The following is a 14,406-nucleotide window of genomic DNA, read 5'->3' on the forward strand; positions in this document are numbered from 1 at the left end:
CTATTAATCACGGACAGGAGGTGGTGCTAACACTTCCCGTGAGCCATTTGAACTCATTGCAGTTACAACACCTGCATCTTCCATTGCCTCGATCATCCGAGCGGCACGGTTATAGCCTATTTTAAGCTTTCTTTGCACAGATGAAATAGAGGCGCGTCTCGATTCTGTAACAAAACGTACAGCCTCATCATAAAGTGGGTCATCATCTTCAGTAGAACCACTGTCACCATTACCATCTGAGGAGCCATTGGACTCTTCAATGCCGTTTAAAATAGCTTCTTCATAATCAGGTTCACCGCGTTGTTTCCATGCTTCTACTACACGATGCACTTCATCATCAGAAACAAATGCGCCATGAACACGCACAGGTAGACCAGTACCTGGTGGTAAGTACAGCATATCACCATGACCTAGTAGTTGTTCAGCGCCACCTTGATCTAGAATAGTGCGCGAGTCAATTTTACTAGACACTTGGAAAGCCATACGAGTAGGAATGTTGGCTTTAATTAAACCCGTAATTACATCTACTGATGGCCGTTGTGTTGCTAGAATTAAATGGATACCAGCGGCACGAGCTTTTTGAGCAATTCGAGCAATAAGTTCTTCTACTTTTTTGCCCACAATCATCATCATATCGGCAAATTCGTCTACTACAACGACAATAATAGGAAGATGCTCTAGTAATGGTGGTTCATCATCCATTGACTCACGTTTATAAAATGGATCTTCAATACCTTCGCCAGCTTCCAAAGCATCTTTAATTTTACGATTATAGCCAGCAATATTACGAACACCCATTTTTGCCATTAATTTATAACGGCGTTCCATTTCTGCCACACACCAACGTAATGCGTTGGCTGCTTCTTTCATATCAGTCACGACAGGGCAGAGTAGGTGAGGAATACCTTCATAGATTGAAAGTTCTAGCATTTTTGGGTCAATCATAATTAATCTAGCCTGTTCAGGTGTGGATTTGAACAGAATAGAGAGAATCATGGCATTAACGCCTACAGACTTACCTGAACCAGTAGTACCTGCTACTAGTAAATGAGGCATTTTAGCCAAATCAGTAATAACGGGTTCGCCACCAATATCTTGGCCTAATGCTAGGGTAACAGGTGATTTTTGCTGGTCATAAGCTTCTGATGTAATGACTTCAGAAAGACGTACAATTTGTCGGTCTTCATTAGGTATTTCAATACCTACAGTAGTTTTACCTGGAATAACTTCTACCACACGCACACTTAATACAGCCAGTGAGCGCGCTAAATCTTTAGCTAAATTTGAGATACGACTGACTTTGATACCCGGTGCAAGCTCAATCTCAAAGCGAGTGATCACAGGGCCAGGATGCACATCTACTACAGTAACTTCTACACCAAACTCTTTAAGTTTGATTTCAAGTAAACGAGACATAGCCTCTAAGGATTCAGCAGAAAAACTACGTTGTTTTTTCTCAGCAGGATCAAGTAGAGAGAAGGGTGGTAAGGGATCGCCAGAATCCTCAAAAAGAGGCGCTTGTTTTTCTTTTAAAACACGCTTACTGGGTTCAGCTATTTTAGTGGGTATTGGTTTATTTACTTTAACAGCAGGCCGCTCTTCTTGCTTGCTCATATAACTTGCCAAAGACTCTTGGCGTTTAATGAGATTTTCACGAATTTTTTCTTGTTCTTGTTTATCAGCAACAACAGGCGCTACTACTTCATTAATTTGATCATCAACATCGCGTAGATTACGTCTAATCTGCTTTTTATCAGAACGTTTTTGCCACCATTGGTTTAGTTTAATTGCTAATAGCTCATACAGATCGATAGTAAACTTACCAACAAAATCAACGAGTTTAAGCCAAGAAAACTGTAAGAAAACAGTTAAGCCAACACAAAAGCACAATAAAGAGATTAAAGTTGATAGTTGGTTTGATAGCGAGGATAGGAATAATGTTCCAATAGAGTCCCCAATAATACCACCACCACTTGCTATACCAACGGATTGTAAAATATTATTAGTGGCAAAATGTTGGTGCGCTAGAATACAACTACTAAAAATGATTAATAGTAAACCTAAAAGACGATATCCAATTAGCCAAAAATTTTTAAGATTGATCTGTTTACGATGATAAAAAATCTGTACAGACTTAGCGATTAATAAAATAGGAAGCAGATAAGCGATATAGCCAAATAAAAAGAAACAAAGACTAGCTGTTTTTGCGCCTGTAATACCACCAATATTATTTATTTCAATATAACTAGCAGTTTTATTAAAGGTAGGGTCATTAGGATTACAGGTTAACAATGTTAAAAGCCAATAAACACCTACAAGCACTAATATAATAAGTAGTACTTCTAAAGATCTTGCTATGGCTTGTTGTCGCCAAAAGCTTAAAGATAATAATGAGTTTTCTTCTGTTGTTTGTTTCAAACCAAAGCTCTTTTACATTACTTAAAACTGACGAATTATATACTCTAAAAGGCTAAGTGTCATATGAAAAGAGAGCTAATCCAAAAGAACACAGCACCCATAACAATAACAGCAGGTAATGTTAATACCCATGCCAGTGCAATGTTAACAACAGTTGCTTTTTGTAGCCCTGATTTATTGGCTACCATAGTACCAGCAACACCAGAAGATAAAATATGAGTAGTAGACACAGGTAAGCTAAATAAGTTAGCTGCACCAATCGCTATAATCGCTGTAATTTGGGCACACATACCTTGGGCATAAGTCATGCCTTGTTTACCAATCTTTTCACCTACAGTAAATACGACACGTCGCCATCCAATCATTGTACCAGTGCCAAGGGCTAATGCAACTGCAAAAATTACCCATAAAGGTGCATATTCAGTGGTAGAGCGTAAATCGTTACGTAAGCGAGTGACATTGCCATTATCTTCAGCATTTAAAATAGAAGTTTTTGTTACATTTTTAGCGATATCATCAATACAAAGAATATAGTGACGAGTTAACACACGTTGTTCATCAGTAAGCGATTTATAATCTCTAATGCCTGATAGTGTTTTGTTTAAATCATGAAATATAGTCCCTGTCACGCTGGGAGTACATTTAAACTCATCATTCAATGGTGTTGATTGAATATTAAGCGATAAGATTGGAGAGAGTTTTTCTTGATTACGTACAAAAAGGTTATTTAAGTGAAGTGCTGCGTCGCGTGTTTTTTCTATCTGATAAGTTGAGCTATTAAGGTCTAGTACGAAGTATTGAGGGACAAAGCTAATCAATACTAACATAACCAGACCAATACCTTTTTGGCCGTCATTGGAGCCATGTACAAAGCTAACTCCCATAGCTGATAAGATCAGTACAACACGATTCCAGAAAGGAGGTTTCTTTTTTGCCTTAACTTCTTTTCTTTTTTCAGGCGTTTGGTGCATTTTAGATTTAGGGAAACGAAACTTTAAAAGTAATAACAAGATGCCAGCCATGGCAAAACCAGCCAGTGGTGATACCACGAGTGAAATGGCAATATCAATGGCTTTCTGCCAGTTGACCCCTTGGCCTATAGGTATATCTTTAAGCACTGCATTAGCTAAAGCCACACCAAGTATTGAACCAATCAAAGCATGCGAACTAGAAGCAGGAATACCAAAATACCAAGTACCTAAATTCCAAGCAATAGCAGAGGCTACAATAGAAAACACCATGATTAATCCATAGTGCGAATCTACCAATAATTCAACAGGCAGTAGGTGAACAATAGCATAAGCAACCCCAACACCACCTAGTAATACACCTAGAAAATTAAAAATACCAGACATGATAACAGCTGTCTTGGCTGGCATGGAGTTAGTATAAATAACTGTCGCTACAGCATTAGCTGTATCATGAAAACCATTTATAAACTCAAAGAATAAAACAAAAAGAAGGGCAAAAAATAAGCCGATTAGCAGCCAAGCACTAGTATTCTGAAAGATTTCTAACATTACTAAGTTCGCAGGAGTTAATGTAGTCAAATATTATGGCAGAAACTGAGAAAAAACGACATCATAAATTTATGTAAAATTTAATTTGCCAAATCAACTTTGAGTCGTATTGCTGTATTGCTAGCGCCTGAGCGTTGAGAGTAACCTGTGATGCCTTGACTATTATAGTTATTACTATCTTGTAAGGAACCAATAGTAATCCAACTACCTAATGATCCTGATACGCGCGTATTAATTGCTTGTTGGTTAATATTACCTGTGGTTTGTGAAACATGATCATTTTGACTGTTTACATTAACAAAAACCTGTTGACCTACTACTTGAGCAGTCACATATAAGTTTTGCATAACTTCTTGATATTGCGTAGCCATTATAGGACGACCATAACGATCAGGTACTGTGTAGTTAACAGGAATAACTTGTCCAACCTGAATCATCGTGGGTGATCCTTCGTTAACCATTAGTTGTTTAATGGAGTTACTATTGTTAATAGTATTTCTTTGTTCGAATCGGGCTCGTCCATGAATAGAGTTATTACTGCCTAACTGAATATGACCTCTTGTTTGTAAACTTTGTTGGCTGGATTGGCTATTGTCGCCTGTATCAAGTGTGATAAGAAGTCGACGGGCAGGAGTATCTAATTGCGCTACCATCTCTCTAATTTGTTGGTTTTCACTTGAGGTACCATTAATTACTAATTGGTTACCGTATTTACTAACAGGTATGTTCGGAAAGTTATTATTAATAACAGGTGCAATTTCTTCTGGAGAGCGATTATATAGGTCAATAAACTCAATTTCTGCTAGTGAATGTGTCGTTATGCTCACAAAACTAAAACAGATAATTATTTTTTGAATAGAGTTTGCCATAATCTTAACTCTTTTATAGAGAATCACGAATTTCAGCTATTTTGGTGAATGAGTATAGTCTTGCTTCACGATCATAGATACGGGAAGTTATTATTAATTCATCAACCTGAGTCTTATCAATAAACTGTTGTAGCTTATATTTAACAGTATCTGGTGAGCCAACAATAGCTTCTGTTAAACTACGATTAACATTTTCAAGTTCTTGATTATTACAAATACTAGTAATATCTTTACAAGGTGGCGGTAAAGGAATCGATTTACCACGTTGTTGAGCAGCTATTTGTTGTTGTAGTGATGAAAATTGATATTGTGCTTCCTGATCAGTTTCTGCCACAACCACCACTAATGCAGCCATACAATAAGGTTTAGTAAGCTCATTTAAAGATTGAAATTGACTTCTATAGAGTGCTAAAGCTGGCATTAGAAAATCTGGAGCAAAATGAGAGCCAAAAGCAAAGGGCATTCCTAAGTTAGCTGATAGGCCAGCACTAAACAATGTTGATCCAAGTAGCCACATAGGAACTTTTGTTCCTTCTCCAGGTATAGCAACAAGACTTTGATTGTCTTGCTTAGGTTGTAATAGGTACCTAAGCTCTACTAAATCTTCAGGAAAAGTATCTAATTCTGTTTCTAAATCCCGTCTTAATGCGTCTGCTATGATAGGATCTGCGGTAGGTGCACGACCTATTCCCAAATCGATTCTGTTAGGATAAAGGGTAGCTAAAGTACCAAATTGTTCGGCAATAATTAAGGGCGAATGGTTGGGTAATATGATACCACCTGAACCTACTCGAATATGATTTGTAGCATTCGCAATATGACTAATAATTATAGAAGTAGCAGCACTAGCATGACTGGCTGAGTTATGAAATTCAGCTAACCAAAAACGTTTAAAATTAAGTTTTTCGACCAGTTGTGCAAGTTCAACCGAGTCTGCAAATGATTGTGCTGAATTACCATCTTGGAGGATTGGGCATAAATCAAGAACTGAAAAGGGTATCATATGAAAAAGCCTAAAATAAAATGTTAAATGTATTATACTGTTTTTATGTAATATCTAATAGATTAATACAATCTGAAATGATTTATATATGTAAACATTATTAACAAAGGATAAACAATGAATCTTTGGTTATTAAGACATGGTGAAGCTGAGTTCAGAATAACAACAGATGCCGCTCGCAATCTAACTGAACATGGCGAACAAGAAGTATTAATCTCTGCACAAAAATTACAAAATGTACCTATTGATATTGTTTTGCATAGCCCATACAAACGAGCCATTCAAACTGCTATGCTTGTTTGTAAAACAATAGGCTATAAGGGTAAAATACAGGAAGTTGATTGGATTACACCTGATGATAATGCTCAATTAGTGATAAAAAAACTAGATAGTTATGAGGGTAAAAATATACTGATTGTAAGTCATCAACCTTTATTAGGCGTTTTGGCTGCATTATTGACAGAGGGAAGTCAACATTTTGCATTGCCATTAAAAACGGCAGAGCTTGTTCATCTGGAGGGAGAAGCTATTTATCTAGCAGGAATGCAGTTGCGTAAATAGAGATACGGAACATTATTTTTTCAAACTAAAATATGAACAATCGCTTATAATAGTGGGATTTTTAAAGTTCTTTACTGAACAATTGAAATGATTGTTGGTCTGTAATTAACAAGAATAGCTATTTAGAATAATTAGCAAGCGGTAATAAAGGAAAAGACATGATTTATAACTTTGATGTTGTAGTGCTAGGCAGTGGTCCAGCAGGTGAAGGGGCTGCTATTAATGCATGTAAGGCAGGCAAAAAAGTAGCCGTAGTTGAAAATAGAGGTGTGGTTGGTGGTGGTTGTACTCATTTAGGGACAATTCCATCAAAAGCATTACGTCATTCAGTTATGCAAATCATGGATTTCAATACTAATCCTATGTTTCGTGCGATTGGTGAGCCACGTTGGTTTTCTTTTCCTGATGTGCTTAAAAATGCTCAAAAAATTATTGATCGTCAAGTAAACTCTCGTACAGGTTATTATGCGCGTAACCGTATTGCTGTGTTTTTTGGGCAAGGTCGTTTTGTTGATGATCATACGGTAGAAGTTTCTTGTAATTCAGGTACTGTAGAACGCTTAATTGCTAAAGAAATTATTATAGCAACAGGTTCTCGTCCTTATCGTCCTGCTGATGTGGATTTTAATCATCCACGTATTTATGACAGTGATACTATTTTAAAATTAAATCATACCCCACGTCGCTTAATTATTTACGGAGCAGGGGTGATTGGTTGTGAATATGCGTCGATCTTTAGTGGCTTAGGGGTGCTTGTTGACTTAATTGATAATCGGGATCGCTTATTAAGCTATTTAGATGAAGAAATATCCGATTCTTTAAGTTACCACTTTAGTAACTCTAATGTGATGATTCGTCATAATGAAGAATATGAAAAGATTGAAGGGATTGAGCATGGTGTAATTCTACACTTGAAATCGGGTAAGAAAATTAAAGCAGATGCTTTATTATGGAGCAATGGTAGAACAGGTAATACTGATGGCTTAGGCTTAGAAAATATTGGTTTAAAAGCCAATAGTCGTGGTCAAATTCATGTGGATGAGAACTATCGTTCAGAAATTCCTCATATTTATGGGGCTGGTGATGTTATTGGTTGGCCTAGCTTAGCTAGCGCAGCATACGATCAGGGGCGTTCGGCTGCCTCTAATATAGCAGAAGAAGGTAGTGGTCGTTATGTGGATGATGTTCCTACAGGCATTTATACTATCCCAGAAATTAGTTGTGTGGGTAAAACAGAGCAAGAATTAACTAAAGATAAAGTGCCTTATGAAGTGGGAAAAGCTTTCTTCAAGAGCATGGCGCGTGCTCAAATTGCTAATCAAACAGCAGGAGTGTTAAAAGTTTTATTCCATCGAGACACTTTAGAAATTTTAGGTGTTCACTGTTTTGGTTATCAAGCTTCAGAAATTGTTCATATTGGACAAGCTATTATGAATCAGCCAGGTGAACAAAATAATCTACGTTACTTTATCAATAATACATTTAACTATCCAACAATGGCGGAAGCTTATCGGGTAGCAGCATTTGATGGTTTAAATAGATTATTTAAGATTTAATCAATAACTAACAAGTAGGTTATACTAATTAACCTACTTTTTTATTTAGCTGATTAACTATATTTATGGCAAATGAACCTTATACAATAACTAATCAAAAAATTTATTTTGTAAAATTAACATTAGCCGATTGGCAGGCAGCTATAGACTCACCCTCCACTAATGTAGCTATTATTAAAGCCTTCCAAGAACGAATAGTTTTTCATTTATATGGTTCTTGTTGGGCGTTGTACAATGAAATAGCTAGTTACTATCGCTTTCCACTGATAAACCAACCTCTATCTATTAAAGGATTTTTAACTACAACATTTGTGGAACAAAATCCTAGTCCAGAACTGAATGAATTAGTTACTTTATTAGAAGATTCCAGCAGCTTTTTAAGCTTAATAGATCAAGCATGGCAAGAACTGTTCAATCCTGCCATAGCACAAAAGCCATCTGCTAATATTATTCCTACAAAGCACCTAGAAAATAGCTTAGATACCCTACAAGATGCTGAAATTTGTTTAAAGCAGTTATCTGATTTAGTTGTTCGATTCCGTGCAGGATTATCAGAATATTAAATAATGAGAACAATTCAATAGTCTTTATTAGGAAACTGATTGAAAAACAGGTATTAAGCTTAAGATGGTTCAGTTTTTAGAGCAAAAAAGAGAGTAGCTGTTTAAGTTAAGTACATGGTGTTATTTACATGCTTGAAAATTTATATTGCTTTTAGTAGATGAAAAAGTATTAACTTCTACAATACAATCATATTTTTGTGTTGCCTCTAAGATGGCTCCTTGGATAGGTAGTAAATCACCAATTAATAAGTTTTGATAGAGTTGAGAACCTAGCAACTTATTATGACCTAATGAAACATTACCAATACCTATTGTTCGTAATATTGGTTTGCTTACCTTGGTGATCTTATTATTATAAAATACCAACTTAGCATTTTCTTGTTTTGTTAAGTTTCTGAAACTCACTGCATATTCAGGAATATCTTGAATAGTATTATCTAAAATATAGGCAGAACCAGAAAACTGATTGGATTCAATGGCAGTACCTGTAAGCTTAGTAAATAGATTATCTTTTATTAGTACATTAGCATTACTTTCTGTTAGTAGCACACCATGACGACTATCTTTAGCTAAGATATTTTTACGAATAACTAAGTTTCCTGATATTTGCTGTGCTTCAATGGCAGACTTATTAACAGTTAAAATAGCGTTGTTTTCAATAATGCCTTGTATATTACCTTGAGCACGAATACCACTATTGTTTTTTATAGCCTGAATTTTGTTATTAGTAATATTAAATTGACTGTCTATTAAATCAACACCATATTGTTGGAAAGTATTAATAGTTGAATTATCAATAGAAACTATAGCATTTTTTAAGTTAAGTGCGGATAGGGCAGTAAAGTCACTGTTTTTGATTTCAACTTGTATTGGTAGTTTTGTAGGTTGGTTATTATTAATGGCAGTAGTAATGCCTTGTACTAGATAAGCGTTATATCCAAGCTTAGCAAATTTTGAATCGATAATTTGTAAACGACTACCTCCCCAGTTAATAATAAAAGGGCGAAAAACAGTATTATTAATGACATAGGCAGGTTTATTATCAAACCAACTTTCAACGTTTGTTTTTTGTATGCTAAGTAATCCTTTATTGATAATAGCTGTACCTGAGTGACCATAGAGATAAAGGGAAGTATTTTCCAATAATAAAGCCGCATCATCTTCAATAAGTAATGGATAACTTAATAAATAGCCATTTTGAAAAGGACGAATAACTTGTCGGTTATTAATATGGCTGTTTAGTTGCTCTAGAGTGATAGTGCCACCTTTAATGGTAATCATTCTGGGATGGTTTGCTTGATAAGTTGCTATAACACGGAATAGATTATTAATAGCAAAAGATTCAAAAGGCCAGCTCCCATGCTGTGCTGAAAACATAGCACTGATTGTTATTTTGCCTGTTTGACTAGGTAATTGCATCTCTGCAATTTTTATAGAGGGCTCTATAGTTTCTTGAATACTTAATAACTTATTGGTGAATATTTTTTCATCTATTTGTTGTATAGAGGGAGAAGCAAAGGCTGTGTACATAACAAAGAAACCCATCCATAATCCTATTAGGATATTTTTTATAGATTTCAATAGTAGTATTAGCCTTTGCATATTTTTCTCTATATTAGTTTATATTAGGATAAAAATGCTTAATTGAACCACTAATTTGACTGTAATTATCAATACCAGTCGGGTCTTGTGAATAAAGTTCTTTAGTTAAGTTATTAGCTGGATATTTATTAATAAAAGGTATTACCCAAATCATTTTATAAGGTTTTACTGTGCTTTGTGTGCCTGGTAATTCATGAAGCGAATTAGGATTAAGAACAGTGAGTGCCGTAAAATTGCCTAGTAGCTGTAGTTTTTTTAATTCATCAGTGCTCAGATAGAGATAATTAGCCTTAGCTGCATCAGCTAATAGCATTAAAGGGATCATCGCATAGTTACTATAGTCGGCTGCTAATTTACCACGTGCTACTTCATAAGGTAACCAAGCGTATTGTCCATTATTAGAAACCATCACTTGTTGTAAAGCCCTTTGTAGGCTTGTGTGTCCCCAAATAATCATGTCTCTATTTTGTATTGCCATACCTGTAGCAGATACAGCCCAACCAGCCCAGTAATCATGATTATTAAAATAACCTGTGAAGTTATCAGCACGTCTTGGTTCATATTCTAGAATTACTTGTTCAGCTAATTTCTTTAACCAACGTTTTTGATCTGTTGTTAATTCAAATTTGCCATTACTATACCCTTGAGTATTAAGAATAATAGCGGATATGGCCGCTAAAGCCCATTTTCTACCCGCAATGCCTGTTTTAGTAGCTTCTGGATTAAGTAAAGCATTAGCTTTAGCCCAATCATCTAGCCAATAACTTAGGCAAGCTAGTGCTGTATTAGCTTGAGTGGTTTTGGTTGCTTTTCTGTAACTTTTAGATGCAGTTAATAATCCCTTTATATAGTTTTTAATATGATTTTGAATTTCTGTAGAGGACTCAGAAGTAGTTACTAAAATAGTTTTATTAACATCCGTTTGATCATATTTACTTTCTATTAGTAGTGCGCCAGTAAAAGGCTTTGGAGGAGCAGTAGAGCATGGTATAGTTTTATAATCACTGGTAGTTATTTGTGATTGTAGTGTGTCTAATTTACTCCAAAGACTAGAAGTGGTTTCTGCATAAGATAGATTGAAAGTATTGATTAAAAACATTATTACAACTACTTTAAGTTTTAATGACATACATTTACCTCCATGGAAATAGGGCCATTAATTGTTTGTGTGGGTTGAATAAATACCGATAATAAATTGGCATCTTTGAATTCAGCAGAGCGACTTAGTTCAAGATGGAATTGCCCACCTGTCACTATGAGTGGTCTGCGGAACCACACTTTATCACGAGCGCCATTGTCATAATAGGTAAATATATAAAAAGACTTAAAGTTCTTATCACTGAATTTTATATCAAGGAAATTACCAGGTGTATTAAGTTGTTTTATGTTACTAGCTGTATTACTTAATAATTCTATACGTTGCCCTTCGCTTAACTTAGACATCTTAGTAGTTTTACTTAGTAGAGGTTGTTTACAGCCTCCTTTAACAGCAGGAATAAGCTGTCGATATGTTAACTCATCACCTAATCGATAATTTGCCACGAGCTCCCAGATAATTAATTTAGGTGGATTTTTAGCATCATAGTTTTCAGACAGTAAATATTCTAACAGGGAGCCTTCTGCACCAGCACCTGGTAGTGCATAGTTTAAAATATCTACGGATAAATCTTGCTTTAAAAAACCATCAAAATTAAATTGTTTACTTTCATTTTCCCGAGCTGCCGAGTTACTAGTACCTACCAACACTACTTCAGGTTCTGGCATATCGCCGAATAACGCATCAGCATCATTATTTTCAGGAATTGTTTGGTAGCCTTGTACATATTGCATACCAAAGTTATTACCACAAATTCTTTGTAGTCCTTCATTGAGTGTTCCCATTTTAGGGATAAATACACCAGGGGCAGTTTTGTAAGTTGTTTTATGTAACTCTTTATAGAATGGTTGCTTTTTAATTTCATCTGCCACTAATTTAGCTGTAATTTTTGCACCTTGAGGTGTCCAGTGGTGATCTCGACGAAAAAAATAATCCTCTTTAGGAGGAGATTCAATTAACGGTAATACATCAGGAACCACTGCACCTGCTCTGCGCATTTGGTTAACAAGTATTTTTAATTTAGTAGTAGCTAACTTATAGTTAAATTTATTTTTGTCATTGTCATAAAGCTTATCACGATGCATTAAACCTCTGGTTGGTTGAATAGCCATTACCACATGTATTCCTTTACTTTTGAAAGTTTGCATTAATCGTGCAAAGTCTGCATGTCTTTCAGCAGGAATACCAAAATCTGTGCTTAAATCAACCATTGTGCGAAATAACCAACGATCTTTACCAGGTATAAGCTCTTTAAGTAGTTTCATGGCCCCTGTTTGATATTGTACAGGGTCATGAATAGCAGGGCAGATTAAACAACTCAAATCATCTTTACAGTTCTTTTCTGCTAATACATGTGTTGAAAACAAGCACATTAGCCCAAAAGTGACAATGGAAATTGATTTATTGATGCATGAGAAATTCATATTTACTACCCTGTATTATCATTATTCAGTTGGATCAATACCGCTTTGTTGAGCAATTGCTTTGTAACCACTTCCTTCTGGGATTACTAGATAGCTATAAGAACCACCTTTCTTTAAGAAGTTGCTTGGGTAGCTAGCTATTTTTTTACTACCTGAGTAAGCAGCAAAAGCAATTTTAATTTCATTAACTTTTCTACTACCTGTTTGGTTTTTATTAACAGCAGCAATAACTTCATGTTTACCATCAGCTGTTTTTAATTCTATAGACTCATTGGTTAAGTTATAGAAGGCAATTTGTGCTTTTCTAGGTTCATTAGAAAACTGATCATTAATTAAAGTAAGTTTGCCATTTTCGTAAACTAAGGTAACGGCTGTATTCGCTTTTAAATCTAAATCTATACTAGCATTACCAGTACTTACTTTATGTTTACCTGGTGGCACAAAACGATAGTTGCTAAGTTGCTTTACAGCAATACGTTGTGGGTTTACTTTGCCTGTTAAGGTAGCAGAGATATTACTGTTGCTTAGATTAATTATTCTCACAAAAGCCGAGTCAGCAGGTGCTACAGCATCATATAAATCAGCATTACCTTCTTGTGCTTGAATGTTAGTAGTAAAAGCTAAAAAGCTAGCTAAGATCATTAAGGTTTTTAGTAGTTTCATAGAAATAACTCCATTTTAAAAATGTTTGACTTGATTTTCAGTACCTTTTTTATTGTTTCTGAAGCTCTGCACTAATAAGGTACGGACAGGGAACTCCCAAATTACAGCATGGATAGTGGGATCATTAAAATCGGGTTGCTTAAGAAACTCAGCCATTGCTTCAAATGGACCATTAGCTTCTAGTGCATGGGTAAGAATGTCTGTTTGTAACTCCTGTTTAAGAAAGCCGACAAAATTCCAATCATCCATTTTGCTATAACTAGTGCCTACTAGTGCAATTGGATATTGTTGATCGCCAAATAATGCACTATCAGAGATCTCTTGATTGGCTTGTGTTGTTTCAAAGATGGGTAAATTTACAGGTTGATAATTTTGTCGAGCAATACTTAAATGAAACTGCATATAGTTCATTAAATCGCCCTTATGTTGTTTTTCACTGACTTTATTGGTAATGAATAAAGTATCTTGTTTTAGCTCAGGGTATTGTAGTGCTACTTGCTTAGCGGCTAATGAAGCACCTTCAGGTGACCAATGAGTATCATTACGAATAAAGACAGAATGGTTTGTTACCTGTTGTTGAAAACTAGGTCTAATATCTACTGATGCTATATCGGCATCATTAAGTTGTTTAATAAAAGAATCATAGAGATTAATAACAACAGGCTCAGGTTCTCGGCTGATATGGCTATGTTCAATATCAACTTTCATTGGAATAGGTAGGATGATTAGCTTTTGACCACGCCGTTTTAATTGTTCATCAATTTCTTTTATTTGATGATATTGTTTATTAAGCTGTGCAGACAAATCATTAACGACCAGATATTCTTGATTACTAAATAGCCAAGCATCTTTGCCTAAAATAACACCACTGGTACCTTCATTAAAAGCGAGGTATCTAATATCTGCCCAAAATTTTACAGAGGGTTCTCTAGCAAAAAACTGTTTATCATAAAAAGTTTCATATTTGCGTAACAATTTGCCATCCATAAATAGTGACCAATTGTCTGTTTCAGTTTCAGAAAATTTAAAAATAGAAGGTATGGAATAAATAAACATACCACCTATTAAAACAATAAATAATATACCGTTTAATTTACTGGATGATTGTGTTGTAGGAAACATAAACAATCC

12 protein-coding genes are annotated in these 14,406 nt (G+C 35.3%); 3 read left to right on the forward strand and 9 right to left on the reverse strand.

Features of this window, described 5'->3' with window-relative positions; translation table 11 throughout:
* Nucleotides 1-3: 3 nt before the first annotated feature.
* The 4 genes from MTZ49_RS11850 to MTZ49_RS11865 all read right to left on the reverse strand — a co-directional run bounded on the left by MTZ49_RS11850 (nucleotide 4) and on the right by MTZ49_RS11865 (nucleotide 5,810).
* The gene (locus tag MTZ49_RS11850) at nucleotides 4-2,418 is read right to left on the reverse strand and encodes a DNA translocase FtsK (RefSeq protein WP_264745749.1); all 2,415 of its coding nucleotides are present in this window, start codon (nucleotides 2,416-2,418) and stop codon (nucleotides 4-6) included.
* Nucleotides 2,419-2,477: 59 nt separating this feature from the next.
* Nucleotides 2,478-3,938 carry an inorganic phosphate transporter gene (locus MTZ49_RS11855; RefSeq protein ID WP_264745750.1) on the reverse strand — a complete coding sequence of 487 codons (1,461 nt, stop codon included), beginning with the start codon at nucleotides 3,936-3,938 and terminating at the stop codon, nucleotides 2,478-2,480.
* 80 nt (nucleotides 3,939-4,018) lie between these two features.
* A complete protein-coding gene (locus tag MTZ49_RS11860) occupies nucleotides 4,019-4,807 on the reverse strand; it encodes a secretin N-terminal domain-containing protein (RefSeq protein ID WP_264745751.1) in 789 nt (262 codons plus the stop codon).
* Nucleotides 4,808-4,820: 13 nt separating this feature from the next.
* Nucleotides 4,821-5,810, reverse strand: a complete 990-nt coding sequence (locus MTZ49_RS11865) for an LLM class flavin-dependent oxidoreductase (RefSeq protein WP_264745752.1) — start codon at nucleotides 5,808-5,810, stop codon at nucleotides 4,821-4,823.
* A gap of 117 nt (nucleotides 5,811-5,927) precedes the next feature.
* Here MTZ49_RS11865 and sixA point away from each other — a divergent pair, with 117 nt between their 5' ends.
* From sixA to MTZ49_RS11880, 3 genes are all read left to right on the forward strand, one after another.
* Nucleotides 5,928-6,371, forward strand: a complete 444-nt coding sequence (gene sixA, locus MTZ49_RS11870) for a phosphohistidine phosphatase SixA (protein ID WP_264745753.1) — start codon at nucleotides 5,928-5,930, stop codon at nucleotides 6,369-6,371.
* A 158-nt stretch (nucleotides 6,372-6,529) separates the two neighbouring features.
* Nucleotides 6,530-7,927, forward strand: a complete 1,398-nt coding sequence (sthA, locus tag MTZ49_RS11875; protein ID WP_264745754.1) for a Si-specific NAD(P)(+) transhydrogenase — start codon at nucleotides 6,530-6,532, stop codon at nucleotides 7,925-7,927.
* A 65-nt stretch (nucleotides 7,928-7,992) separates the two neighbouring features.
* On the forward strand, nucleotides 7,993-8,490 hold the full coding sequence (locus MTZ49_RS11880) for a DUF6586 family protein (RefSeq protein ID WP_264745755.1): 498 nt from the start codon (nucleotides 7,993-7,995) through the stop codon (nucleotides 8,488-8,490).
* 120 nt (nucleotides 8,491-8,610) lie between these two features.
* On the opposite strand, the gene MTZ49_RS11885 is transcribed toward MTZ49_RS11880, so the two are convergent.
* The 5 genes from MTZ49_RS11885 to MTZ49_RS11905 all read right to left on the reverse strand — a co-directional run bounded on the left by MTZ49_RS11885 (nucleotide 8,611) and on the right by MTZ49_RS11905 (nucleotide 14,397).
* The gene (locus MTZ49_RS11885) at nucleotides 8,611-10,020 is read right to left on the reverse strand and encodes a right-handed parallel beta-helix repeat-containing protein (RefSeq protein ID WP_264745756.1); all 1,410 of its coding nucleotides are present in this window, start codon (nucleotides 10,018-10,020) and stop codon (nucleotides 8,611-8,613) included.
* A gap of 85 nt (nucleotides 10,021-10,105) precedes the next feature.
* Complete coding sequence (locus MTZ49_RS11890) at nucleotides 10,106-11,221, reverse strand: alginate lyase family protein (protein ID WP_264745757.1); 1,116 nt, start codon at nucleotides 11,219-11,221, stop codon at nucleotides 10,106-10,108.
* Nucleotides 11,212-12,561, reverse strand: coding sequence for an alginate O-acetyltransferase AlgX-related protein (locus MTZ49_RS11895; protein WP_413774192.1), 1,350 nt, complete (start codon nucleotides 12,559-12,561; stop codon nucleotides 11,212-11,214). Before MTZ49_RS11895 ends, MTZ49_RS11890 begins: the two co-directional genes overlap by 10 nt.
* A gap of 72 nt (nucleotides 12,562-12,633) precedes the next feature.
* Nucleotides 12,634-13,275: an alginate O-acetyltransferase AlgF gene (locus MTZ49_RS11900; RefSeq protein WP_264745759.1), complete on the reverse strand. Its 642-nt coding sequence runs from the start codon at nucleotides 13,273-13,275 to the stop codon at nucleotides 12,634-12,636.
* Between the two features lie 15 nt (nucleotides 13,276-13,290).
* On the reverse strand, nucleotides 13,291-14,397 hold the full coding sequence (locus tag MTZ49_RS11905; RefSeq protein ID WP_264745760.1) for an alginate O-acetyltransferase AlgX-related protein: 1,107 nt from the start codon (nucleotides 14,395-14,397) through the stop codon (nucleotides 13,291-13,293).
* Nucleotides 14,398-14,406: the final 9 nt, after the last annotated feature.

It is taken from the genome of Entomomonas sp. E2T0 (genome assembly GCF_025985425.1).
Taxonomy (GTDB): domain Bacteria; phylum Pseudomonadota; class Gammaproteobacteria; order Pseudomonadales; family Pseudomonadaceae; genus Entomomonas.